This window comes from Kitasatospora sp. NPDC001095 (genome assembly GCF_053598615.1).
This window is the reverse complement of the sequence record NZ_JBSFKQ010000005.1, coordinates 235,835-260,550: the sequence shown is the minus strand read 5'-3', so window position 1 is coordinate 260,550 and position 24,716 is coordinate 235,835. Positions and strand designations below refer to the sequence as shown.

Sequence of the window (24,716 nt, the reverse complement as noted above, 5' to 3'; positions counted from 1 at the left end):
GTTCGCCCGACGCCGACGGCCGCCGCGAGGTGGAGGTCTACTCCCGCGCCGAGGACGCGGCGCCTGACGAGCCGTGGACCCGCCACGCCACCGGCGCCCTGTTCCGCGGCGCCGCCGTGCCGGACTTCGACCTCGCCGTCTGGCCCCCGCAGGGTGCCGAGCCGGTGTCGGTGGACGGGTACTACGACACCCTGGCCGGCCTCGGCTTCGCCTACGGTCCGGCGTTCCGCGGCCTGCGGTCCGTCTGGCAGCGCGGCTCCGAGGTGTTCGCCGAGGTCGCCCTCGCGGCGGACCAGCAGGGCGACGCCCAGCGCTTCGGCCTGCACCCCGCGCTGCTCGACGCCGCGCTGCAGGCGGCGGGCCTGGGCGACGCGACCCGGGACCTCGCCGCCGGGCGGCTCCCGTTCGCCTGGACGGACGTGACGCTGTTCGCCACCGGCGCCGGGATCCTGCGGCTGCGCCTCACCCCGACCGGTGCGGACGGGGTGGCCCTGGAGCTGGCCGACGAGGAGGGCCGCCCGGTCGCGACGGTCGGCTCGCTGGTGCTGCGCCCACTGGCCGAGCGGGCGACGGCCGCCGAATCCGCCTTCCAGGACTCGCTGTTCCGGGTCGACTGGACGCCGGTGCCGCTGCCCGCCGCGACCCCCGCGGCGGAACTGGCGCTGCTGGGCGCCGTCGAGGGGGAGTGGACCGCCTCCGCGCGCCGCTACCGCGACCTGGCCGAGCTGGCCGAGGCCGTCGACGCCGGTGCCGAGCTGCCGTCCGTGGTGGTGGCCGCGGTGGCCACCGGCGCCGACGACCCGCTGCTGGACGGCCTGCGGCGCAGCACCGGCGACACCCTCGCCCTGCTGCACTCCTGGCTGGCGGACGAGCGCTTCGAGGCGGCCCGCCTGGTGGTGCTGACCCGTGCGGCGGTCGCGACCCGCCCGGACGAGGACGTCCCGGCGCTGGCCCAGTCCCCGGTCTGGGGCCTGGTGCGCTCGGCGCAGACCGAGAACCCCGGCCGGCTCGTCCTGGTGGACCTGGACGGCACGGTCGGCTCCGCTGCCGCGCTGCCCGCCGCCGTCGCCACCGGCGAGCCCCAACTCGCCCTGCGCGCCGGTGAGGTGCTGGCGCCCCGGTTCGCCCGGGTTCCCGCCGGGACGGACGCGCCGCGGCGCGTCCTCGACCCGGAGGGCACCGTCCTGCTGACCGGTGCCACCGGCACCCTGGGCTCGCTGCTGGCCCGCCACCTGGTGACCGAGCACGGCGCCCGGCACCTGGTGCTGCTCAGCCGGCAGGGCCCGGCGGCGCCCGGCGCCGAGGAGCTGAGCGCCGAACTCACCGGCCTGGGCGCCGAGGTGACCGTCACGGCCTGCGACGCCGCGGACCGCGCGGCGCTCGCCGCCGTGCTGGACGCCGTTCCCGCCGAGCACCCGCTCACCTCCGTGGTGCACGCGGCGGCCGTGCTGGACGACGGCGTCCTGGACTCGCTCACCGCGGAGCGGCTGGACCACGTCCTGCGGCCCAAGGCGGACGCCGCCCAGCACCTGCACGAGCTGACGGCCCACCTGGACCTGGACTCCTTCGTCCTGTTCTCCTCCGCGGTCGGCCTGCTCGGCAACGCCGGCCAGGCGAACTACGCCGCCGCGAGCGCCTTCGTCGACGCGCTGGCGCACCACCGCCGGGCGAACGGCCTGCCCGCCGTCTCGCTGGCCTGGGGCTTCTGGGCCGAGCGCAGCACGCTCACCGGCGCGCTGGACGAGGCGGAGGTCCGCCGGATGAGCCGGGGCGGTGTCGCCCCGCTGTCCTCGGCCGAGGGGCTCGCGCTCTTCGACGCGGCCGGGGCGGGCGTGGAGCCGCTCCTGGTGCCGATGCGGCTGGACTCGGCCGCGCTGCGCGGCCAGGCCGCCGCGGGGGCCCTCGCGCCGCTGCTGCGCGGCCTGGTGCGTACGCCGTTGCGCCGTACGGTCGCCGCGGCGAGCGGGACCGGCGAGGCCTCGGCGTTCCAGCAGCGGCTGGCCGACCTCGACGGGCAGGACCGGGCCCGGCTGCTGCTCGACCTGGTGCGCGGCCAGGCGGCCGCCGTGCTGGGCCACGCGTCCGCGGACGCGGTGGAGGCGAACCGGGCGTTCCGCGAGCTGGGCTTCGACTCGCTGACCGCGGTCGAGCTGCGCAACCGGCTGAGCGCGGCGACCGGGCTGCGGCTGCCGGCCACCACCGTGTTCGACTACCCGACCCCGGCCGAGCTGGCGGCCCGGCTGGAGTCCCGGCTGTCCGGCGGCGGGCGTGCCCGTCCGGCGGCCGCCGTCGCCCCGGCGTCGCGGCACGCGGACGACGACCCGATCGTGATCATCGGCATGGCCTGCCGCTACCCGGGCGGCGTCCGCACGCCCGAGGAGCTGTGGCAGCTGGTCGCGCAGGGCACCGACGCGATCTCGCCGCTGCCGACCGACCGGGGCTGGGACACCGAGGGCCTGTACGACGCCGACCCGGACCACGTGGGCACCAGCTACGCCCGCGAGGGCGGGTTCCTGTACGACGCGGGGCACTTCGACGCCGGGTTCTTCGGCATCAGCCCGCGCGAGGCGCTGGCGACGGACCCGCAGCAGCGCCTGCTGCTGGAGACGGCGTGGGAGGCCCTCGAGCGGGCCGGCATCGACCCGACCACGCTGAAGGGCAGCGCCACCGGCGTGTTCGCCGGGAAGATGTACCACGACTACGCGATCACCCTGCCCGCCGTCCCCGCCGACGTGGAGGGCTACCTGGCCACCGGCACCACCGGCAGCGTCGCCTCGGGCCGGATCTCCTACGCCCTGGGGCTGTCGGGCCCGGCGGTCACCGTGGACACCGCCTGCTCCTCCTCGCTGGTCGCCCTGCACCTGGCCGCCCAGTCGCTGCGCAGCGGCGAGTGCACGATGGCCCTGGCCGGCGGTGTCACGGTGATGGCCACCCCGCAGGTGTTCATCGAGTTCAGCCGTCAGCGCGGCCTGGCCACCGACGGGCGCTGCAAGTCCTTCGCGGCCTCGGCCGACGGCACCTGCTGGTCCGAGGGCGTCGGCATGCTGCTGCTGGAGCGCCAGTCCGACGCGGTGCGCAACGGCCACCGGGTGCTGGCGGTCGTCCGCGCCACCGCCGTCAACCAGGACGGCGCCAGCAACGGCATCACCGCCCCCAACGGCCCCGCCCAGGAGCGGGTCATCGAGCAGGCGCTGGCCGCCGCCCGGCTGACGCCGTCCCAGGTGGACGTCGTCGAGGCGCACGGCACGGGCACCCGGCTGGGCGACCCGATCGAGGCGCAGGCCCTGCTGGAGACGTACGGGCAGGGGCGCACCGGGGACCCGCTGTGGCTCGGCTCGCTGAAGTCCAACATCGGCCACTCCCAGGCCGCCGCGGGTGTCGGCGGCGTGATCAAGATGATCATGGCGATGCGGCACGGCGTGCTGCCGAAGACCCTGCACGTCGACGAGCCGACCCCGGACGTCGACTGGAGCTCCGGCGCCGTCGAGCTGCTGACCGAGGCCCGGCCGTGGCCGGAGACCGGCGAACCGCGCCGCGCGGGCGTCTCCTCCTTCGGCGTCAGCGGCACCAACGCCCACGTGATCCTGGAGCAGGGCCCGGCGCCCGCCGAGGCCGAGCAGGGCCCCGCCCGGGTGCTGCCCTGGGTGCTGTCCGCCAGGACGCCGGACGCGCTGCGCGCGCAGGCCGAGCGGCTGGCCGCGCACCTGGCCGCCGAGCCCGGGCCGACGGAGGCCGACGTCGCCCGCACGCTGACCGTGCACCGCTCGTCCTTCTTCCACCGCGCGGTGGTGGTCGGCACCGACCGCGCGGAGCTGCTGGCCGGCCTCGCCGCGGTCGCCGACGGCAGCGGCGCCGGGGTGGTCCGGGGTTCCGGCACCACCGTGGGCCGCACCGCCTTCCTGTTCACCGGACAGGGCAGCCAGCGCCTCGGCATGGGCCGGGAGCTGTACGGCGCCCACCCGGTGTTCGCCGCGGCCTTCGACGCCGTCTGCGAGCGGGTCGACGCCCATCTGACCCGCCCGCTGCGCGAGGTCGTGTTCGGTGCGGACGCCCGGCTGCTGGACCGCACCGAGTACGCCCAGCCGGCGCTGTTCGCCGTCGAGGTGGCGCTGTTCCGCCTGGCGGAGAGCTGGGGGGTGCGCCCGGACCTGCTGCTCGGGCACTCGATCGGTGAGATCGCGGCCGCCCACGTCGCGGGCGTCCTGTCGCTGGCGGACGCGGCCGCCCTGGTGGCGGCCCGCGGCCGGCTGATGCAGGCGCTGCCCGAGGGCGGCGCGATGGTCGCGGTCAAGGCCACCGAGGCCGAGGTGCTGCCGCTGCTCACCGGCAACGTCAGCATCGCCGCGGTCAACGGCCCGACGTCCGTGGTGATTTCCGGCGACGAGTCCGAAGTGCTGGACATCGCCGGGAAGTTCGAGAAGACCAAGCGCCTCAACGTCTCGCACGCCTTCCACTCCCCGCTGATGGACGGCATGTTGGAGGAGTTCCGCCGGGTGGCGGAGGGCCTGACGTTCAGCGCCCCGCGCATCCCGGTGGTCTCCACCGTCACCGGCGCCGAGGCGGGCGAGGAGCTCACCGACCCGGCGTACTGGGTGCGGCAGGTCCGCGCGGCCGTCCGGTTCGCGGACGGCGTCGCCGCCCTGCGCGCGGCGGGGGCCGGCCGGTTCCTGGAGCTCGGCCCCGACGGCGTCCTGACCGCCGCCGCCCGGGACTGCTTGGGCGCCGACGCGGACCACGCCCTGCTGGTGACGCTGCTGCGCGCCGACCGGCCGGAGGAGGTCGCGCTGACCACGGCGCAGGCCGAACTGCACGTCCACGGCGTCCCGTTGGACTGGCCGGCGATCGCCGCCGACTGGGGCGGGCGCCTCGTCGACCTGCCGACCTACGCCTTCCAGCACGAGCGGTACTGGCTGGAGGCCCCGGAGGAGGCCGCCAAGGAGTCCGCGCACGCGGGCGAGGGCGGCTTCTGGGCGGCCGTCGAGGAGACCGACCTGGAGGGCCTGAGCGGCGCGCTGGACCTCGACGGCGAGGGCCGCGAAGCGCTCCGGGCGCTGCTGCCCGCGCTGTCCGGCTGGCACCGGCGCCGGCGCGGCCAGGCGGCCGCGGAGGCGGTGCGCCACCGGGTGGAGTGGCAGCCGCTGGCGGCCCGGCCGAGTGCCGAACTCAGCGGGAACTGGCTGGTGGTGGCCCCCGCGGAGGCCGCCGAGAGCGAGCCGGTGACGGCGCTGCTCGGCCTGCTGGAGTCCGCGGGCGCCACCGTGCTCGGCGCGGTGCTGGACCCGCAGGACACCGACCGGGCCGCCGTCGCGGCGGGCCTGGGCGAGCTGCTCGCCGGGGAGGCGCCGGTGCGCGGCGTGCTGTCCCTGCTGGCGCTCGACGAGCAGCCGCACCCGGCCGTCCCCACCGTGGCGGGCGGACTGGGCCTCAACCTGACGCTGGCCCAGGCCCTCGGCGACGCCGGGGTGGACGCCCCGCTCTGGTGCGCCACCAGGGGTGCCGTCGCGGTCGGCCGGAGCGAGGTGCCGAACCCGGCCCAGGCACTGACCTGGGGCCTGGGCCGGGCGTTCGCCGCCGAGCACCCGCGGCGCTGGGGCGGTCTGGTCGACCTGCCCGAGCGGCTGGACGGCCTGGCCGGCGAGTGGCTGACGGCCGTCCTGGCCGGGCGCACCGGGGAGGACGAGGTGGTGCTGCGGTCCGCCGCGGCCTTCGCCCGCCGCCTGGTGCCGGCCCCGCTGGGCCTGGCGGCCGAGGCCGCGACCTGGCGGCCGCAGGGCCCGGTGCTGCTCACCGGCCCGGCCGACGCCCGGCGCGAGGCGCTGGCCGGCTGGCTGACCGAGCGCGGCGCCGTGCCGGTGTCCGGGCCGGCCGAGGCCGACACCCCGGCGCAGGTGCTGCTGCACCTGGTGGCCCCGGCCGAGCCGGTCGCCCTGGACGGCCTGGACGCGCGGACGCTGGCGGAGGCGGTCGCCGCCGCCACCGCGCTGCCGGCCGGCGGCCCCGGACTCGCCGCGCAGGTCGTCTGCCTGCCGGGCGAGTCGGTGTGGGGCGGCACCGGGCAGGCCATGGCCGCGGTCTGCGGCGCCCACCTGGACGCCGTCGCGCGCGGCCGCGCCGAGGGGGAGGTCCCGCTGCGGACGGTCGCCCTGGCCGACACCGGCTCGGACGGGCCGACCGGGCGGGCGCCCGGCGTCGACGAGGCGGCATCGGTCCTCGGCCACGCCGTGACCCTCGGCGAGCACGGCCTGGTGATCGCCGGGGACGGCTGGAGCTGGTTCGCCCGCACCCTGCGTGACGGTGCCGCCGTCCCGCTGCTGGCGGCCCTGGCCGGTCCGGACGCGGCCGACCGCGACCCGGTGGCCCGGTCCGCCGAGCCGGTCCGGGACGCGGCCGGAGCGCTGGCCCGCCGCCTGGCCGAGGCGGGCCCCGGCGGGCGGCACGCCGTCCTGCTGGAGACCGTCCGGACGGAGGCCGCGCTGGCGCTCGGCCACCGCTCCGGCGACGCGGTCGACCCGGACCGGGACTTCCTGGAGCAGGGCTTCGCCTCGCTGACCGCGGTGGAGCTGCGCAACCGGCTGACCGCCCTGACCGGGCGGGAGCTGCCGGCCGCGCTGATCTACGACTACCCGACCCCGGCGGCCCTCGCCGGGCACCTCGCCGCCGAGGTGCCGCAGGACGCGCCGCCGGCCGCCGCGACCGGCACGCTGGCCCCGATGCTCCGTCAGGCCGTCGCGTCCGGGCGGATCGCGGACTTCGCGGCGATGCTGCAGAGCGTCGCCGGGTTCCGGCCCGCCTTCACCGACCCGGCGCTGGCCGGGCTGCTGCCGGCCCCGGTGCGGCTGTCCGGCGGCGCGGGGCGGCCGGTGGTGGTCTGCTGCCCGTCGGTGACGGCGATCTCCGGCCCGCACCAGTACGCCCGGTTCGCCGCGGCGCTGGGCGACCGGTTCCGGGTCGGCGCCCTGCGGGCCCCCGGCTTCGGCACCGGCGAGCCGCTGCCGGCGACGCTGGCGGCGGGGGTGCGCGCGCTGGCCGAGCAGACCGCCGAACTGGCGCAGGGCGAGCCCGTCGTCCTGGTCGGCCACTCCTCCGGAGGGGTCCTGGCGCACGCCCTGGCCCGGTACCTGGAGGAGATAGGGGTGCCCCCTGTCGCGCTCGTTCTGCTAGACATCTACGCGCCGGGCAGTGACCTGGTGGCTCCGCTGCTGCCCGCGCTCATGGGCGGCATGGCGGAGCGGGACGGGGTGTTCGCGTCGATGGACGACGACCGGTTGACCGCCATGGGAGGCTGGTTCCGGCTCCTGGAAGAGGCGGAGCCGAGCCCGGTCGGGGCGGCCACGCTGCTGGTCCGTGCCGCCGAGCCGATGACCGGTTGGGGGGAGCGCGAGTGGCGGTCCGGCTGGGAGTCCGCGCAGACCGTCGTGGACGTCCCGGGGGACCACTACTCGATGATGGAGGAGCAGCACGTCGAGGCGGTGGCCTCGGCGGTCGGTGAGTGGTTGACCTCCCGGACGAGCTGATTCCGTCCGACCCGCCGCCAGTCCGGCCGGGGCGCGCGCCCGCACCGCGCGCCCCGGCCGGGCTCTGGAAACCCTCCGCCGCCCCGGCCCCGGGGCGGCGGACCGACGAGGGGAACACCCTGAGATGTCCGTGTCCGTGAGCCAGGCCGCCCTGTGGGTCCGGCGCTTCCACCCGAACGACGACAGCCCGACCCGGCTGGTCTGCTTCCCGCACGCGGGCGGTTCGGCGAGCTTCTACTTCCCGGTGTCGGCGGCCCTCGCCGACCGCACCGACGTGCTGTGCCTGCAGTACCCGGGCCGCCAGGACCGCCGCACCGAGCCGTGCGTCGACTCCATAGCCGAGCTGGCCGACCTGGTCCACGCCGCGCTCGCCCCCTGGGCCGACCGCCCGACCGTCTTCTTCGGCCACAGCATGGGCGCCGTGCTGGCGTTCGAGGTGGCCCGCCGTCAGGAGCGGGAGGGCAACGGCCCGGTCGCGCTGTTCGCCTCCGGCCGCCGCGCGCCGTCCTGCGTCCGGGACGAGACGGTGCACCTGCGCGACGACGACGGCATCGTCCGCGAGCTGCACGAGCTCAGCGGCACCGACGCCGCCCTGCTCGGCGACGAGGAGCTGCTGCGGATGATCCTGCCGGCGATCCGCGCCGACTACACCGCGATCGAGACCTACCGGCCCGAGCAGGACGCCGTGATCGCCGCCCCGGTGCACGTGCTGACCGGTGACGACGACCCGAAGACCACCATCGACGAGGCCCGGGCGTGGGAGCGGCACACCACCGGCGGCTCGGACCTGACCGTCCTGCCGGGCGGGCACTTCTTCCTGGCCCACCACCAGCGGGACATCAACGGCCGGATCGCCGACCGGCTGGCCCGGGTGGCGGCCGGCTGACCGAGCAGGGCCCGGTTCCCGCCCCCGCCCGCCGGGGCCCGGGGCGGGAACCGGGCCCGGGCCGCCGCGACGGCCCGACCGTTCGCAGCACCGGGGGGTGGTAGGGGTTCCGACAGGGGTGCCCGCCGCGAACCCCCGTCCCTAGCCTGACCGCAGAGGAACGGGCGGACTCCGCGCCGTTTCCATTCCCTCTTGGAGAACCAACATGGCCGAGCACACCACCCCCTGGCGGGTGCTGCACAGCGGAGACCCGACGGACCTCGTCCTCGCCGTCGACTTCTTTGCCCCGGGCCGGGCCGAGGCCGCCTTCGGCGACCTGGTGCCCATGCTGGACGGGCCGTACTCGGTCTGGGAGACCATGCAGCCCGCGCCCGGCGAGGAGACCGGCATGCGCGGCGACGACTACCTCGACCGCTGGATCGAGGCGCTGCCCGTGGGCGCGGTCGTCCGCGGCGTGCTCGGCTTCTGCGTCGGCGGGATCTTCGGCTCGGCGCTCGGCGAGAAGATCGCCGCCCGCCAGGGCCACCACCCGGTGATGGTGCTGTTCGACCCCGAGCCGGTCAGCCCGCTGGTCATGTACTGGCAGTTCCACAAGCTGGTGGACCGGCTGACGGGCGTGCTGACCCCCGAGGAGATCCAGGCGGCCCAGAGCGCCGGCTACCGGATGCAGGAGACCGAGACCGACCCGGTCGCGGTCGGTGCCGCGCTGGTCGCGCTCTACCGCGAGTACGGCGACCTCGGCCTGGAGCGGGTCGGCCTGGACGCCGACCGCCGCGCCGAGCTGATGGCCATGTTCGACTCCTACCTCGCCTACCTGGTCGCCGCGACGCAGGTCACCACGGCCGCGGACGTCAGCACCTCCACCGTGGTCAGCTCCGACACCCCGGTCGACGGACTGCACCTGGGCGCGCGGGAGCTGCCCTTCGCCATCGACCGGCACGAGCTGCTGCGCCGGCCGGAGGTCGCCGCCGCGGTGTCCGACCTGCTCGCGGCGCGCTAGGGGGAGCCGACAGATGCGACGCCTGGTACGCAAGAACGACGCCGGCGAGCCGGAGCGGGCGGCGACGGCGGTCACGCCGAAGGAGGAGGCCCTCTGGCTGATGGACCGGCTCGTCCCGGGCACCGCGGCCAACACCGTCGCGGTCGCCTTCCGGGTGGACACCGCGCTGGACCCGGCCGCGCTGGCCGGGGCCGCCCGGCTGCTGGTCCGCCGCCACCGGGTGCTGCGGACCGGCTTCGAGGTGCGGGAGGGCCGGCTGCTGCACCGGCTGCTGACGGAGGCCGAGGCCGCGTTCGAGTCGGAGTACGCGCAGGTCGCCGAGGACGCCGTCGACGCGGAACTCGCCGCCATGGCCCGGCACGCCTTCGCGGTGACCGACCGTCCGCTGGTGCGGCTGCGGCACCTGCGCACGCCCGCGGGCGACGTGGTCTGCGTCGCCGCCCACCACCTGGTCTTCGACACCATCTCGGCGACCTTCCTGTTCGAGGAGCTGGCCGCCGCGTACGACGCCGCGCTCGCCGGCCGCCCGGTCCCCGCGGAACTGCTGCCCGAGGTCCCCGTCGTCGAGTCGGCCGCCCCGAGCGCGGAGAGCGTCGAGTTCTGGCGCCGCGGCCTGGCCGGCTACCGGGCCGACGAACTCGACCTGTGGCTCGGCGAGGACGAGACCACCGAACCGACCCTGGCCGGCGGCTACGTCGAGCGGGTGCTGTCGCAGGCGGCCGCCGACGCGCTCGCCCGGCTGCAGCGCGACCTGCGCGCCCCGGAGGCGGTCGTCCTGCTGGCCGCCTTCGACCTGCTGCTGGCCCGGCACGGCGCCGGTCCCGACCTCGTGGTCGGCACCCCCGTCAACGTCCGGGACCAGCGGACCGCCCGGGCCGTCGGCTACCACGTCAACGTGCTGCCGCTGCGCCTGCCGGTCGACCTCGGCGGCGGCTTCCGGGAGCTGGTCGCCCGGGCGCGGACGGGCTACTTCGACGCCCTCGCGCACGCCGACGTCCCGATCGACCTGATGCTGCCCGAACTGCCCCGCACCGGCGGCTCCTGGCGCACCACCGCGTTCCGGCACCTGTTCAACTACGCGCCCGGCGGCGGACTCGCGCCCTTCGCCATCGCCGGCCGGCAGGCCGCCGCGGTCAGCCTGGAGAACGGCACCAGCAAGTTCGACCTGGAGTTCGTCGTCGCCCCCGGCAGCGACGCGCTGCGGGTCAAGGGCCGCTACTCGACCGACGTGCACACCGCCGGCGAGGTCGAACGGCTGCTGGAGCGCTACGACGCCCTGCTGGTCTCGCTCGGCGCCGACCCGGACCTCCCGGTCGGCGAGCACCCGCTGCGCGGCGCCGCCGACACCGAGCTGATCGAGGCCGCCAACCGGACCGGGCGCACCGACGTCCCGCCGACCGTCCTCGCCGCCGTCGCCCGCCACGCCGCCCTGACACCGGACGCCCCGGCCATCCAGGACGGCGAACGCACCGTCACCTACCGGCAGTTGTGGAACGCCGCGGCCGCCACCCGGGAGCTGCTGCGGGAGTCCGGCGTCACCCCCGGCGAGATCGTCGGCCTGTGCGCCCGGCGCGGCCCCGACCTGGTCGCCGCCGTGTTCGGCATCTGGCTGGCCGGCGCCGCCTACCTGCCGATCGACCCGGACCACCCGGACCACCGGGTCACCGACACCCTGGCCGACTCCGGCACCCGCACCGTCGTCACCGGCCCCGGGATCACCCTGCCCGAGGACACGGCGGCCGACGGCCGGCCCCGCGCGGCCGTCCCGCTCGTCACCGTCGAGGACGCCCCGGCCGCGGACCCGTCCCGCGCGCTCGACGGCGCCGGCGCAGCGGACACCCGCGCCTACCTGATCTACACCTCCGGCTCGACCGGCCGCCCCAAGGGCACCCTGGTCAGCCACGGCAACCTGGCCAACCTGGTGGCGCACTTCCGCGAGGAGATGCGCCTGACGCCGGAACACGGCGGCCTGTGGATGACCACCTTCGCCTTCGACATGTCGGTGATGGACCTGTTCCTGCCGCTGTTCGCGGGTGGCCGGCTGGTCGTCGCCCCGGACGCGGCGAGGACCGACGGCCGGGCGCTGGCCGAGGTGCTGCGCCGCCACCGGGTGGACGTCATCCAGGCCACCCCCACCACCTGGCGCCTCGTCCTGGACGAGGCCGGCGGGGAGCTGGCGGGCTGCCGGCTGGTCTGCGGCGGCGAGCCGATGCCGCCCGCGCTGGCCCGGCGGCTGCTGGCCACCGGCGCCGAGCTGCGCAACCTGTACGGGCCGACCGAGACCACGGTGTGGTCCACCGGTGCCGTCATGGAGTCGGCGGAGCGGATCGGCGTCGGACGCCCGATCCGCAACACCCGGGTGTTCGTCGCCGACCCGGACGGCCGGGAACTGCCGCTCGGGGTGCGCGGCGAACTGTGCATCGCGGGCGAGGGCGTCACCCTCGGGTACCACGGGCGCCCGGAGCTGACGGCCGAGAAGTTCCGCGAGCACCCCCGCTACGGGCGGTACTACCGCACCGGCGACCAGGCCCGCTGGAACCCGGACGCCAGCCTGGAGCTGCTCGGCCGGGCCGACCGGCAGATCAAGCTGCGAGGCAACCGGATCGAGCTCGGCGAGGTCGAGGCGGTGCTGGCCGAGCACCCGGAGGCCGAGGGGGCCGCGGTCGTGGTCGCCGGCGACACCAGCGCGGACGGCCTGCTGGTGGCCTTCGTCGAGGTGCCGCGCAAGCCGGGCCAGTCCGAGGCGGAGGCGGACGAGGCGGCCCGCGGGATCGGCGACCGGCTCTGGGAGCACGCCCGCGACCGGCTCCCCAGGGCGGCCGTGCCGCACGACTTCGTGCTGCTCGACGAACTGCCCAAGACCGTCACGGAGAAGGTCGACTACCCGAGGCTGACCCGGATCGCCGAGGAGCGGCGCGCCGCCTCCGCCGGCCGGGCCGCGGCGGCCGGAACGGAGGCGCGGGTGGAGGAGGAAGAGGGCCTGCTGGGCGCGCTGGTGGCGATCTGGGCGTCGCTGCTGTCCCGCTCGGACCTCTCGGCGGACTCCAACTTCTTCGCCAGCGGCGGTCATTCGCTGCTCGGCGCCCAACTGGCGCAGCGGATCGAGGAGAAGCTGGGCGTGAAGCTGGGCCTGGCGGACGTCTTCGCCATGCCGACGCCGCGTCAGATCGCCGAGTTCATCGAAGGCACGGCGGAGAAGAAGGACTGACCCGCGAAGCCCCGAAGCCCCGAAGCGCCGAAGCGCCGAAGCGCCGAAGCGCCGAAGCGCCGAAGCGCCGAAGCGCCGAAGCACCGAAGCACCGAGGCCCTGCCGGACGTCCGGCAGGGCCTCGGCGCGTTGCGTACGGGATCAGGAGGCCGTCACCGGGAAGGCGTGCAGACCGCGGATGAACGGCGACAGCCGCCGGCGCACCGGGCCGGCCTGGCGCAGCCCCGGCAGGCGCTGCGACAGCACCCGGAAGGCCACCTCCGCCTCCAGCTTGGCGAGCGGGGCGCCGAGGCAGTAGTGGATGCCGCTGGAGAAGGAGATGTGGTCCGGCTCGCCGGCGCGGTCCAGGTCGAAGCGGTCCGGCTCGGCGTACGCGCCGGGGTCGCGGTTGCAGGCGCCGGTGAGGATGATCACCTGGGCGTCCACCGGCAGCCGGCGCCCGGCGATCTCGATCTCCTGATGGGTGAAGCGGCTCTGCATCAGCACCGAGGTGTCGTAGCGCACCGACTCCTCGACCGCGCGCGGCGCCAGCTCCGGGTCCGCGCACAGCCGCTCCCAGACCGCGCGCTCGCCGAGCATGGCCAGGGTGCCGTTGCCGATCAGGTTGACGGTGGTCTCGGTGCCCGCCAGCGCGAGCATCCCGCACATCGCGACCAGTTCCTCGGCGGTCAGCCGCTCGGCGTCCACGTCGGCCAGCAGCCGGCTCACCAGGTCGTCGCCGGGGGAGCGGCGGCGCAGCTCCAGCAGCTCGGTGAACAGCTCCCTGGTGCCGTCCACGGCGGCCTGCAGCTCCTTGACCTCGGCGAGCGAGACCACGCCGTCCAGGACCAGGCTCAGGCCCCGGCAGAGCTCGTCGAAGCGCGGCTGCTCCTGCTCGGGGATGCCGAACAGCGCGCCGATCACCCGGGCCGGCACCTGCTTGGCGTAGGCGTCCATCAGGTCGAACGGGGCACCGGTGTCGACCCGGTCCAGCAGCTCGTGGCAGGCGCGCTCGACCTCGGGCCGGAACGCCGCCACCGCGCGCGGCCCGAAGGCCGGGGTGGCGATCCGGCGCAGCCGGGTGTGCTCGGGCGGGTCCATCGCCAGGAAGGAGTTGTCGAAGTCGGACGGCCCCTCCGGCCACTCGCCCTTGGTGGTGCGCCGGCCGAAGCGCCGGTCGCGCAGGATCTCGTCGGCCAGCGCCCGGTCGACGACCAGCCAGGACCCGATCATGCTGCGCTGCAGCGGCCCGCGCGGGCGCATCCGCTCGTACAGCGGGTACGGGTCCTCCTGGCCGAGCAGCAGCTGGGCGTAGATGTCGCCGAGTGCGCCCACGGACTTCAGGGCCGCACGGGCGGTGCGCAGCTGGGTGTCCAGCTCGCTGTCGGACAGGGTGGGCATGGGTACGCCTCCGGCCGGGTCGACGCGTGGTCAGCAGGACGGTCCTGCGGTCGGACGGTATGTGCGGATCCTGTGGTGCTGAACCCCTAACCGGGCGGCCTCGACCCCTTCGTGGGCGCACGCTCCGTAGGGGTGGGTCCAGACCCACCCCCTGACGGGGGCGAAGGTGGATTCTGCTCGTCCGCGCCGCCGCCTACTGTCGTTGACGAGCCGCTCGGAGCTGCGAGGCGGTGACGGGCGGCGGTGGCCGCGGGTGAGGTGGGAGGAAGAGGTGCGAGGAACGGTGCACACGGGCCAGGGATCCCGTCCGCCGGTCGACGAGGGGGCGCCGGCGCTGCGGCTGTCGGGTCTGCGCAAGCGGTTCGGAGCGTACACCGCGGTGGACGGCGTCGAACTGGTCGTGCCGAGCGGGTCGTTCTACGGACTGGTGGGCCCCAACGGCGCGGGCAAGACCACGTCCCTGTCGATGGCGGTCGGCCTGCTGCGGCCGGACGCGGGGACCTCGGAGATCTTCGGGGTCGACGTCTGGAGCGACCCGGTCCACGCCAAGTCCCTGGTCGGGGTGCTGCCCGACGGCATGATGCTGCCCGAGCGGCTGACCGGCCGTGAGCTGCTGCACTACCTGGGCCGGCTGCGCGGCATGGACGCCCGCACGGTGGACGCCCGGGCCGAGGAGCTGCTGACCGTCCTGGAGCTGACCGAGGCCGAGCGGACGCTGGTGATCGACTACTCCACCGGCATGCGCAAGAAGATCGGCCTGGCCACCGCCCTCCTGCACGCCCCCCGGCTGCTGGTGCTCGACGAGCCCTTCGAGGCGGTCGACCCGGTGTCCGCCGCGACCATCCGCGTCATCCTCCAGCGCTTCGTCGCCTCCGGCGGCTCGGTGGTCTTCTCCAGCCACGTGATGGCCCTGGTCGAGCAGCTCTGCGACCACGTCGGGGTGATCGCCAAGGGCCGCGTGGTGGCCGCGGGCACGGTGTCCGAGGTCCGGGCCGGCCGCACCCTGGAGGACGTCTTCGTCGAGCTGGTCGGCGCCCGTACCGGAGGAGCGGAGGGGCTGTCGTGGTTGGCGTCCTGAGCGGGATGAAACTGACCGTCCTGCGGCGGTCGATGTCCGGGCCCCGGGCCGCGAGCCTGATCCTCGGGGCGGTGTTCGGCGGCCTGGTCGCGGTGGGCACCGCGCTGCTGGGCCTGGTGGACTACGACACCCCGGAGGCCGGGGTCGGCGTGCTGGCCGTGGTGATGCTGCTGTGGACCCTCGGCTGGGCCCTCGGGCCGATGCTGACCGGCGGTGACGCGACACTGCGGCTCGACTACTTCACCCTGGTGCCGCTGCGCCCGCGCACCCTGGCCCTCGGGCTGCTGGGCGCCGGCTTCATCGGCATCACCCCGCTGCTCGGCCTGGTCGCGTTCAGCGTGCTGATCGTCCGCGGCGCCTGCCTGGGGCTGCTGCCCCTGCTGGTCGCGGTCCCCGCCACCCTGCTGCAGCTGCTGTTCGTGGTGGTGCTGGCGAAGTTCACCATGCAGGGCCTGGGCAGCGTGGTGCGCTCGCGCCTCGGCTGGGAGGTCTCCTCGCTGGTGGTCGGCTTCGTGGTGGCCTTCCTGAACACCGGCTGGTTCGCGATCGGCTTCTTCATCAAGCTGTTCACCGGCGAGTGGGCGGCGAACGCCGGCACCGTGGTGCGGCTGCTGCCCTCGGGCTGGTCCGTGGTCGCGGTCGACGCCGCCCGGCGCTCGGACTGGGCGACGGTCGCCGCCGCCCTGGGCGGGCTGGCGGTGCTGTGCCTGCTGCTGTTCGCGGTCTGGACGGCCATGCTGTCCCGGCAGCTGGTGCGGGGCACCACCGGCGGCAAGGCCCAGCAGGGCTCCGCCCGCGCCACCGGCGGGCTGCTGCCGGACTCCGTCGGCGGCGCCGTGATGGGCAAGGAACTGCGGCTGTGGGCGCGTGACCCGCGCCGGGCCCGCTTCCTGCGGATCGCCCTGTGGACGGGCGTGTTCACCGGCCTGCTGCCGCTGCTCAGCGGCTTCCAGGTGATGCTGCCGTGGACGGGCGTGGTCGCCGCGCTGTTCGCCGGCGCGCTGTGCGCCAACCTGTACGGCCTGGACGCCGGGGCGATCTGGCTGACCCTGGTCGTCCCGGGCGCCGAGCGGGTCGACGTCCGGGCCCGGCAGGTGACCTGGCTGCTGATCGTCGCCCCGGTCACCCTGGTGCTGACCCTGGCCCTGACCGCGGTCTCCTCGGCCGGCTGGGCGTGGCCGTGGGTGCTCGCCGTCCTGCCCGCCGTGCTCGGCGGCGCGGCCGGCCTCATCCCGCTGATGTCGGTGCTCGGTGCCGCGCCGTTCCCGGACCGGCCCGGCGGCAACCCGCTGGACGGCTTCAACGACGAGAGCGGCGACCAGGTCCGCCTGCAGACCCTGGTGGTGCTGCTGTTCCAGCTGTTCTGCGCCCTGCCCGCCGTGGGCGTGGTGGTGGCCGGCACGGTGCTGGACAGCGCGCCGCTGCGCTGGGCCGGCGTGGTGGTCGGCGTGGCCACCGGCCTGCTGTACGCCTGGGGCCTGGGCCGGGCGGCCCAGCGCCGGCTGGAGAACCGCGGGCCCGAGCTGCTCGACGTGATGCGCAAGGGCGTGCGCCGGGCGCCCGAGGCGGCGAAGTCCGAGGCCGAGGACGGCTCGGCCTCCGAGGCCGGCGGTCTGGGCGACCTCTCCGGTGGCCGCGCCGCGGCCGTCGGCACCCTGATCACGCTCGGCATCCTGAGCTTCGCCCCGCAGGGGGCGGTGGCGCTCTGCCTGTCGGCCTTCGGCGTGCCGACCCGGTCCTGGTTCGTCGCCCTGTACGCCCCGTCGGCCCTGCAGATCCCGGTGGCGGCGGCCTTCATGGTGCTCGGCCTGGTCTGCTTCTGGACCGTCTACCTGCTGGTGCGGGCCAACCGGCCCGGCACCCCCGACCACGAGGCGCCCCGGCCCACCGAGGCGCCGCGAGAGCGGGCGGCGGTCCGCTGATCAGGACCGCCCGCCCGGCCCGGCCCGCCCTGGACCCCCGTCAGGGCGGGCCGGGCCGCGTCCCGTGCCCGCCCCGCCGGGCTGGGATCATGACCAGCGCGGCCGCCCGCCCGGCGGCCCCGCCCGACCCCGCACCGGAGGTGCCGTGACCAGCACGCAGTCCCGAGCGGCCGTGGAGCCGAGCGAGGCCGCGCCGACCGACGCGGCGCGGGCCCTGCGCCGGGCCGCGCGTGCGCTCGGCCGCCTCGTCGTCCTGACCCTCCTGACCCCGGTGACCGCGCTGCTGCTGGCGGTGTCCCTGGTCGGCTTCCTGCTCTGGTGCTGCCTGGGCGTCTTCCCGCTCTTCCCGGCCGCGACCAGGCTGGTCCGGGCGGCCGCCGAGCGCGCCCGCTGGGTGGCCGGCCACTGGTCGCAGGTGCCCGTCCCGTCGCCGTACTCGCCGCGCCCGGCGCTGGAGCGCACCCTGCACGGCTGGTTCTGGACCGGCCACGACTACCACAAGAGCCGCTGGTTCGCGGACATCTCGCGCACCGTCCGCTGGCTGTGGAACGACCCGGCGACCTGGCGGGACGCGCTGTGGGTGCTGCTCAACCCGCTGGTCGGCGGCGTGATCGCGCTCGCCGCCCCGCTGCTGACCGGCTACGGCCTGTACGGGCTCGCCCAGCCGCTGCTGCCGCCCGGCCCCGGCTACGAACTGCTGCCGCTGGGCGGCGCGCTGGCGCCCGTGCTCGGTCTCGCGCTGACCCTCGCCGGCCTGGCACTCGCGGAGCCGTCGCTGTGGCTGTACGGCCACTGGACGCGCGCCCTGCTCGGCCCCACCGAACGCTCCCGGCTCGCCCGGCGGGTCGAGCAGCTGACCGAGATCCGCCTGGACGCCACCGAGGCCCAGGCCGCCGAGCTGCGCCGGATCGAACGCGACCTGCACGACGGGGCCCAGGCCCGGCTGGTCGCGGTGAGCCTGCGGCTGGGCGCGGTCGCGGCGCTGATCGACCGCGATCCCGCCTGTGCCAAGCAGGTGGTGACGGAGGCGCAGGAGAACGTCACCCAGGCCCTGCAGGAGCTGCGCGACCTGGTCCGCGGCATCCACCCGCCGGTGCTCGCCGAGCGCGGACTGGTCGAGGGGGTGCGCGCCCTGGCGCTGGACGTGCCGCTGCGGGTCGAGGTCCTGGCCGACCTGCCGGGCCGGGCCGAGTCGCCGGTCGAGTCCGCGGTCTACTTCGCCGTCAGCGAGGCGCTGACCAACGCCGTCAAGCACGGCGGGGCCCGCGCCGCGACCGTCGAACTGTCCCACGCCGCCGGGCTGTTGCGGGCCGAGGTGACCGACGACGGGCAGGGCGGGGCGGACCCGGGCCAGGGCAGCGGGCTGCGGGGCATCCAGCGCAGGCTGGCGGCCTTCGACGGTACGCTCACGCTGAGCAGCCCCCCAGGGGGGCCGACCCGGCTGATCATGGAGCTACCGTGCGTGTTGTCCTCGCCGAGGACCTCGTCCTCCTGAGGGATGGACTGGCCCTGCTGCTGCGTGCCCACGGGCACGACATCGTCGCGGCGGTGGAGAGCGGCCCGGAGCTGGCCGCGGCCCTCGCGGAGCACCGGCCCGACATCGCGGTGGTGGACGTCCGGCTGCCGCCCACCTTCACCGACGAGGGGCTCCAGGTGGTGCTGGCCGCCCGCCGGGAGCAGCCCGGACTGCCCGTGCTGGTGCTCTCCCAGCACGTCGAGCAGCTGTACGCGCGCGAGCTGATCGCGGACGGCGTCGGCGGTGTCGGCTACCTGCTCAAGGACCGGGTGTCCAAGGCCGACCAGTTCGTCGACGCGGTGCACACCGTGGCGGCCGGCGGCACCGTGATGGACCCGCAGGTGATCTCCCGGCTGCTCGCCCGCAACGCCTACGACCAGCCGCTGGCCCTGCTCACCCCGCGCGAGCGGGACGTGCTGGCGCTGATGGCCGAGGGCCTGTCGAACGCGGCGATCGCCCAGCGCCTGCACTTCAGCGAGGGGGCCGTCAGCAAGCACACCTCGAACATCTTCGCCAAGCTCAACCTCGGCGTCTCCGAGGGCGAGAACCGCCGGGTGCTGGCCGTCCTGGCCTACCTCGACGGGACCAGGCCCTAGGCCCGGGCCCTAGCGGTGCTTTAGCGGCGTCGGTCATGCTGGAGGGGTGTCCGGGGGGCGGGCCGCCGAGGTGTCACAGGCGAGGGGTTTCGCACAAGGTAAAAGCCTGGTGTGATGTAGGCAAAGACGTGGCCATTTCCGTCTCGATCCGTGAACGACCGTGGGTTGCCTATCCGTTGAACCGGATAGTTCGGGCGCGCCGCCCGAAGTCGCAAGCCCCGGACAGGAGCTCGCGGTGCCGGATGGGACGATCGACTACCGGCCTGTTCCGCGTACGACCCCGGAGCGGGCGACCTCCGGGGAAATCCCCACAGTTCTGGAGTGAGAAGGCATGACACAGCCGGGGACCTCCACGCTCGACCCGCCGGTCGGCGACCCGATCGAGGTGGACTCCGGCGGCGACGCGTGGAACCGGGCGAGGGCGGACCTGTCCGACCACGGCACCGTGCTGATCTACACCCGGCTCGCCCGACTGGGCACGCGCCCCTCGGCCGACGGGGCCTCGACCTGCTCACTCGGCCGGGACTGGTCGCGCTACCTGGGCCTGGCCGGCCCCGACGTGGTCCACCGCTACGCCGCCTCCCGGGAGTTGCTGCGGCGCGCGGCGGGCACCCTGTTCGACGGCGACCCGGACGGCGCCGAACTCGTCTACGGTCCCACCGGCCGTCCCTACCTGCGCGGCCACGACCGGCTCGACGTCGGCCTGAGCCTGTCCGAGGACCTGCTGCTGGTCGGCCTGACCACCCGCGGCCTGATCGGCGTGGACGTCGAGAGCGCCGAGCGCCAGCTGTACCCGCAGGGCCTGGACCGCCACCTGTGCACCCCGTACGAGCTGGTCGCCCTCGCCGCCCGGCCCGAGGAGCAGCGCAACCCGGCCCTGGTGCGGCTGTGGAACCGCAAGGAGGCCTACCGCAAGGCCCTCGGGCCGGGCCGGTCCTTCGACTTCACCGAGTTCGGCTTCGGCCCGGACGACAGCCCGGTGCGGGTCGAACGCCCCGACGGCAGCGCCGGGAGCCACCGCGAGTGGGCCTTCCGCACCTTCGAGTTGGACAGCGGACACTACGTCAGCGCCGCGCTCTACGAGCCGCGTCCGGGCCGGGGGTGAGGGACGATCCACCCCGCAACCCGCCCCGCGACCCCCGGCCTAGACCGGCTCGCCGTCCTGCGGCGCGACGAGCGCGGACTCGCTCTCCAACAACCGCGCCAGCGCCACGTTGTAACCCGCCTGGAACCGGCTGGCCGCGTCCAGTTCCTCGGTGATCTCCGAGATGTGACGCCGGCAGGTGCGCACCGACATGCCGAGCCGGCGGGCCACCATCTCGTCCTTGTGGCCGCGGGCCATCAGCCGGATGATCGACAGCTTGAGCTCGTCGGTGCTCGGGACGGCCTTCGGGGTGTCCGCCACGAACGGGCTGGCGCTCTCCCACAGGTGCTCGAAGACCGCGCACACGAAGGCCACCAGGGTCGGCTCGCGGACGATCGCCGCGCCCATGGTCGCCTCGCCCGCGACGCGCGCGGGCAGGAAGACCGTCTCCCGGTCGTAGACGAGCATCCGGTCGATCACCTGGTCCGCGGTGCGGACCTCGGCGCCGAGCGCGGTGACGTCCCGGACGTACGACTTGGTCGCCAGGTCGCAGCGGGCGGTGTGCTGGTAGATGGTGCGCATCCGCACCCCGCGCCCCAGCATCCCCTCCGCCGACCGTCGGGCGGCGGGCAGCAGGGTGGCGGGGCGGCCGCCGCCGGGCTGGACGGTCAGCACCTCCTTGCGGCAGGTCTGGCCGAGCTGGTCGAGCATGTTCTGGATCGTGTCGACGTCGTTGACCACGTCGAAGGCCTCGACCCGGTTCCGCAGCCGCCGGCCCTCGTAGTACAGCGGCGTCAGCGACAGCAGCTTGCTGCGCACGTCGGTGACCGCCTGCTTGAGGTCCCGGATGTGGTGCTCGGCGGGCCCGACCAGGTCGGCGGCGGCGACGTCCGGGCTGACCGGGACGAGCACGCTCGGATCGCCCGGCCGGGGCTGGAGCAGGCGCATCACCTTCAGGACCTGCTCGATGCGGTCGACCTCGGCCTCGTCCTCGAGTTCCAGCCGCGCGGCGATGGCGGCCCGGTCGAACCGGCCGGACTCGACGGCGTGGCCGTAGGCCAGGGCGCTGAGATCGTCCAGCTCCGCGAAGCCGGACTGGACAGGTTGGTGTCCGAACACCCGGTGTCCCCCCGTCGGTGTTTGCGAAGTTCCTGCCATGCAACTTTACGCCATCGAGATCCACTCGGACGGGGGCCTCGGGAAGCGGCAGAGTAGGGCCCGAGCGACGCCAGGCTGCGGGGCGGCGCGGGATCAGGGCGTACTGACGCCCGCTCAATACTGCTCAAGGGGAAAGCCGTGAAGATTTCAACGATCCGGGCCAGGGTTCTCGCCCCCACCGTCCTCCTGGCGGCCGTGATCGCCCCCCTGCTCACTCACGGGCACACCCCGGGCCTCGGCGCCGAGCTCACCGCGGACGACCGCTGGGGTCTGGCCAGGTTCTCCCACATCGGGCAGATGGACGACCGCTGGGGCGCCGACCGCAACGACATCCGCGCCATGGACGACCGCTGGGGCGCCGGCCGCCACGACATCCTCGCGATGGACGACCGCTGGGGCGCCGGCCGCCACGACGCCGGCCCCGGGGACGCCGCCCAGGCCGCCCCGGTGAGAATTCGGGCCGTCTGAGCCGACACCGGGCGGATCGGGGTGAAGACCCGTCGGCCGACACTCCGCCGGCACGGTTTTCCCGGGCTTCCCAGCACGGGGCCGTGCTTTTCCCTGCCGCCATACGGGATTGGTTCTGCGGTACCGAAGAAACCGGGGGATGACAAGAGTGTTGATCGATCGTGAGCGAGAACTGGATCTGTTGGATTCGGCCCTCGACGAATGCGTACGGGGAATTCCCGGGATCGTACTGATCGAGGGAGCCGTCGGCTGTGGCAAGAGCGAACTCCTGGAAACCCTCGCCGAGCGGGCCGCCACCGCCGGGGCGGTGGTGCTGCGCGCCATCGGCACCGCGGTGGAGCGCGACCTCGAGCTCGGCGTCGTCGGCCAGCTGCTGGCGGCCGCCCCGGCCGGGGCCCTGCCCGATCCGGCGCACGCCGCGGACCCGGACCGGACCGACGTGATGCAGGCGCTGTGCGCCGCGGTGCACCGCCTCGCCGAGACCGCGCCGGTGGTGATCTGCGTCGACGACCTGCACCACATCGACGAGCTGTCCTGCCGCTACCTGCTCCACCTGGTCCGCCGCACCCGCTCCGCCCGGGTCCTGCTGGCCTGCACCGAGTCGCTGCACAAGTCCGGGGAAGACCGCTACGGCACCGAGCTGCTGCGCACCCGCAACTTCGTCCGGATCAGGGCCGAGCGGCTGCGCCCCGACGCGGTGGCCCGGCTGGTCGCCGCCGAACTCCGCGACGCCCCGGCCGGCGGCCGGCCGCCCGCCGAGGTGGCCGGCGGCAACCCGCTGCTGCTCCGCGCCCTGGTCGAGGAGCACCGCGTCGGCGGACGGGCCCCCGAGCCCGGCCGCGCCTTCACCCAGGCCGTCCTGGCCTGCCTGCGCCGCTGCGGACCGGCCGCCCGCCGGCTCGCCGAGGTGACCGCGGTCCTCGGCGAGCACGCCTCGGACGACCTCGCCGTCCGGATGCTCGACAGCACCGCCGGCACGGTCGGCCGCGACACCGCCGCGCTCACCGCCGCCGGCATCCTCGACGGCCACCGCTTCCACCACCCGGTCGCCCGCCAGGCGGTGCTGGACCGGATGGACCCGCGGGACCGCGCCGACCTGCACCGGCGGGCCGCCGAACTCCTCTACCGGGACGGCGCCCCCACCGCCGCCGTCGCTGCCCAGCTCCTGTGCGTCGGCTCCACCGACCTGCCCTGGGCGGTCGCGGTGCTCTCCACCGCCGCCGAGCAGTTGCTCGCCGACGGCGACACCGACCGGGCCGCCGCCTGCCTCGAACTCGCCCACCGGGGCCGGGTCGACGAGGAGCAGCGCAACCACTTCCGCACCATGCTCGCCGGGATCACCTGGCGCACCAACCCCAGCGCCGCCGAGCGCGACCTCGCCGGGCCGCTGGAGACCCTGCGGGCCGGCCGGCTCGGCCAGGCCAGGCTCGGGCCGCTCGCCCGGCTGCTCACCGAGCAGGGCCGCATCGACGAGGCGGCCGAGGTGCTGGACCGCTTCACCACCGACCGGGACGCCGAGCAGGCCGACCCGCCCGCCCACCCCGTCCGGTTCGGCCGCGGCAGCGACCCGCTGGACGGCCTCTCCGCCTTCCCGTGGTGGGGCGGCGGCCCGACCCCGGCCGAGAGCGGGGCCGCGGCCGAGCCGGCCGCCCCCGGCGCACCCCTGCTGGTCAGGCCCTGTGCCCCCGCCGGACTGTGGGCCGTCCCCGAGTACTCGGCGGGCGGCGCGACCGTCGCCGCGGCCGAGATGTTCCTGCGCGGCGCCACCCTCGGCGGCGGCACCGCGGCCCCCATCGTGCAGGCCATCCGGGCCCTGCTGTGCGTCGACGGACCGGCCCGCGCGCTGCCCTGGTGCCAGGTCTTCATGGAGGAGGCCGTCCGGCGCGGCGCCCCCGGGTGGCAGTCCACCTTCACCGCCCTGTACGCCGACGCCCTGCTCCGCCAGGGCGACCTCGCCGGTGCCGGGGAGCACGCCGAGGCGGCCCTGGACCTGCTGCCCGAACGCGGCGGCAGCGTGTTCGCCGGGGGAGTGGCCTCCGTCCTGATCCGCGCGGCCACCGCCGCCGGCCGCCACGACACGGCCGCCCGCGAACTCAGCCGGCCGCTGCCCGAAGGGCTCGGCACCAGCATCCACGGCATCCGCTACCTGCGGGCCCGCGGCCAGTACCACCTCGCGACCCACCGCTTCCACGCGGCGCTCGGCGACTTCCTGGAGATCGGCCGCACCCTCAAGCGGTGGGGGCTCGACCGGCCGCTGCTCGCCCCCTGGCGCACCGGTGCGGCGGAGGCGCTGATCCAGCTCGGCGAGCCCCAGCAGGCCGCCCGACTGATCACCGACCAGCTCGCCTTCCGCGACGCCGCCCACCCGTGGATCTCCGGCCTCACCCTGCGGGTCCGGGCCGCCCTCAGCGACCCCCGCGAGCGGCACGCCCTGCTCGCCCGCGCGGTCGACGAGCTGCGGGACTCCGAGGACCGCTACGAACTCGCCCGCACCCTGGTCGACTTCGCGTGGGTGTTGAAGGAGAACGGCGACTCCGGCCGGGCCAACATGGTCAACCGGCGCGCCTGGCAGCTCGCCAAGGAGTGCGGCGCGGACGCCCTGCGCGAGCAGATCGCCCCCGGCCTCGACCTGCCGCCCGGCGGCGACGCCGAGGACAACGGCCGCTGCGCCGGCGGCCAGGTCGAGGTGGAGGCCCGGCTCAGCGACTCCGAGAAGCGGGTGGCCATGCTCGCGGTGTACGGCCACACCAACCGGGAGATCGCGGCCAAGCTCTACATCACCGTCAGCACCGTCGAGCAGCACCTGACCCGGATCTACCGGAAGCTCAACATCACCCGCCGTCAGGAACTGGCCGCCGAGATGCACCTGCTCGGCTCCGGCGGCCGGGTGTGACTCCCGGGCCCCG

General features: G+C 75.6%; 13 protein-coding genes. 11 read left to right on the top strand and 2 right to left on the bottom strand.

All coding sequences use genetic code 11. The features are described 5' to 3' along the window. From ACWDBB_RS07705 to ACWDBB_RS07690, 4 genes are all read left to right on the top strand, one after another. On the top strand, nt 1-7,514 hold a 7,514-nt coding region (locus ACWDBB_RS07705), incomplete at its 5' end, for a type I polyketide synthase (RefSeq protein WP_449788696.1). Nucleotides 7,515-7,638: 124 nt separating this feature from the next. Beyond that, a complete protein-coding gene (locus ACWDBB_RS07700) occupies nt 7,639-8,400 on the top strand; it encodes a thioesterase II family protein (protein WP_449788695.1) in 762 nt (253 codons plus the stop codon). 205 nt (nt 8,401-8,605) lie between these two features. Beyond that, complete coding sequence (locus ACWDBB_RS07695) at nt 8,606-9,400, top strand: hypothetical protein (RefSeq protein WP_449788694.1); 795 nt, start codon at nt 8,606-8,608, stop codon at nt 9,398-9,400. A gap of 13 nt (nt 9,401-9,413) precedes the next feature. Next, nucleotides 9,414-12,608 (top strand): non-ribosomal peptide synthetase, encoded by a 3,195-nt coding sequence (locus ACWDBB_RS07690; protein WP_449788693.1) that lies wholly within the window; start codon nt 9,414-9,416, stop codon nt 12,606-12,608. A gap of 141 nt (nt 12,609-12,749) precedes the next feature. On the opposite strand, the gene ACWDBB_RS07685 is transcribed toward ACWDBB_RS07690, so the two are convergent. Beyond that, nucleotides 12,750-13,988 (bottom strand): cytochrome P450, encoded by a 1,239-nt coding sequence (locus ACWDBB_RS07685; protein WP_392872689.1) that lies wholly within the window; start codon nt 13,986-13,988, stop codon nt 12,750-12,752. Between the two features lie 283 nt (nt 13,989-14,271). Between ACWDBB_RS07685 and ACWDBB_RS07680 the strand changes: the two genes are divergently transcribed. The 5 genes from ACWDBB_RS07680 to ACWDBB_RS07660 all read left to right on the top strand — a co-directional run bounded on the left by ACWDBB_RS07680 (nt 14,272) and on the right by ACWDBB_RS07660 (nt 20,205). Then, nucleotides 14,272-15,066 carry an ABC transporter ATP-binding protein gene (locus tag ACWDBB_RS07680; protein ID WP_449788692.1) on the top strand — a complete coding sequence of 265 codons (795 nt, stop codon included), beginning with the start codon at nt 14,272-14,274 and terminating at the stop codon, nt 15,064-15,066. A gap of 5 nt (nt 15,067-15,071) precedes the next feature. Continuing rightward, nucleotides 15,072-16,988, top strand: coding sequence for a hypothetical protein (locus tag ACWDBB_RS07675; RefSeq protein WP_449788691.1), 1,917 nt, complete (start codon nt 15,072-15,074; stop codon nt 16,986-16,988). Nucleotides 16,989-17,133: 145 nt separating this feature from the next. Beyond that, nucleotides 17,134-18,483: a histidine kinase gene (locus ACWDBB_RS07670; RefSeq protein WP_449788690.1), complete on the top strand. Its 1,350-nt coding sequence runs from the start codon at nt 17,134-17,136 to the stop codon at nt 18,481-18,483. Next, on the top strand, nt 18,447-19,100 hold the full coding sequence (locus tag ACWDBB_RS07665; protein WP_449788689.1) for a LuxR C-terminal-related transcriptional regulator: 654 nt from the start codon (nt 18,447-18,449) through the stop codon (nt 19,098-19,100). Before ACWDBB_RS07670 ends, ACWDBB_RS07665 begins: the two co-directional genes overlap by 37 nt. Nucleotides 19,101-19,431: 331 nt before the next feature. Further along, the gene (locus tag ACWDBB_RS07660; RefSeq protein ID WP_449788688.1) at nt 19,432-20,205 is read left to right on the top strand and encodes a 4'-phosphopantetheinyl transferase family protein; all 774 of its coding nucleotides are present in this window, start codon (nt 19,432-19,434) and stop codon (nt 20,203-20,205) included. A 39-nt stretch (nt 20,206-20,244) separates the two neighbouring features. Here the strand turns inward: ACWDBB_RS07660 and ACWDBB_RS07655 are convergent, their stop codons facing one another. Continuing rightward, nucleotides 20,245-21,303 (bottom strand): hypothetical protein, encoded by a 1,059-nt coding sequence (locus ACWDBB_RS07655; protein ID WP_449788687.1) that lies wholly within the window; start codon nt 21,301-21,303, stop codon nt 20,245-20,247. A gap of 177 nt (nt 21,304-21,480) precedes the next feature. Here ACWDBB_RS07655 and ACWDBB_RS07650 point away from each other — a divergent pair, with 177 nt between their 5' ends. Both ACWDBB_RS07650 and ACWDBB_RS07645 read left to right on the top strand, forming a co-directional pair. Then, nucleotides 21,481-21,810, top strand: coding sequence for a hypothetical protein (locus tag ACWDBB_RS07650; RefSeq protein WP_449788686.1), 330 nt, complete (start codon nt 21,481-21,483; stop codon nt 21,808-21,810). 139 nt (nt 21,811-21,949) lie between these two features. Beyond that, nucleotides 21,950-24,703: an AAA family ATPase gene (locus ACWDBB_RS07645; RefSeq protein ID WP_449788685.1), complete on the top strand. Its 2,754-nt coding sequence runs from the start codon at nt 21,950-21,952 to the stop codon at nt 24,701-24,703. The last annotated feature ends 13 nt before the right edge of the window (nt 24,704-24,716 follow it).

Bases quoted from the DNA above. Each gene is read 5' to 3' on its own strand.
- ACWDBB_RS07660 (WP_449788688.1), top strand. From the start codon at position 19,432: ATGACACAGCCGGGGACCTCCACGCTCGACCCGCCGGTCGGCGACCCG.
- ACWDBB_RS07685 (WP_392872689.1), bottom strand. From the start codon at position 13,988: ATGCCCACCCTGTCCGACAGCGAGCTGGACACCCAGCTGCGCACCGCC.
- ACWDBB_RS07690 (WP_449788693.1), top strand. From the start codon at position 9,414: ATGCGACGCCTGGTACGCAAGAACGACGCCGGCGAGCCGGAGCGGGCG.
- ACWDBB_RS07700 (WP_449788695.1), top strand. From the start codon at position 7,639: ATGTCCGTGTCCGTGAGCCAGGCCGCCCTGTGGGTCCGGCGCTTCCAC.
- ACWDBB_RS07695 (WP_449788694.1), top strand. From the start codon at position 8,606: ATGGCCGAGCACACCACCCCCTGGCGGGTGCTGCACAGCGGAGACCCG.
- ACWDBB_RS07645 (WP_449788685.1), top strand. From the start codon at position 21,950: ATGACAAGAGTGTTGATCGATCGTGAGCGAGAACTGGATCTGTTGGAT.
- ACWDBB_RS07675 (WP_449788691.1), top strand. From the start codon at position 15,072: ATGAAACTGACCGTCCTGCGGCGGTCGATGTCCGGGCCCCGGGCCGCG.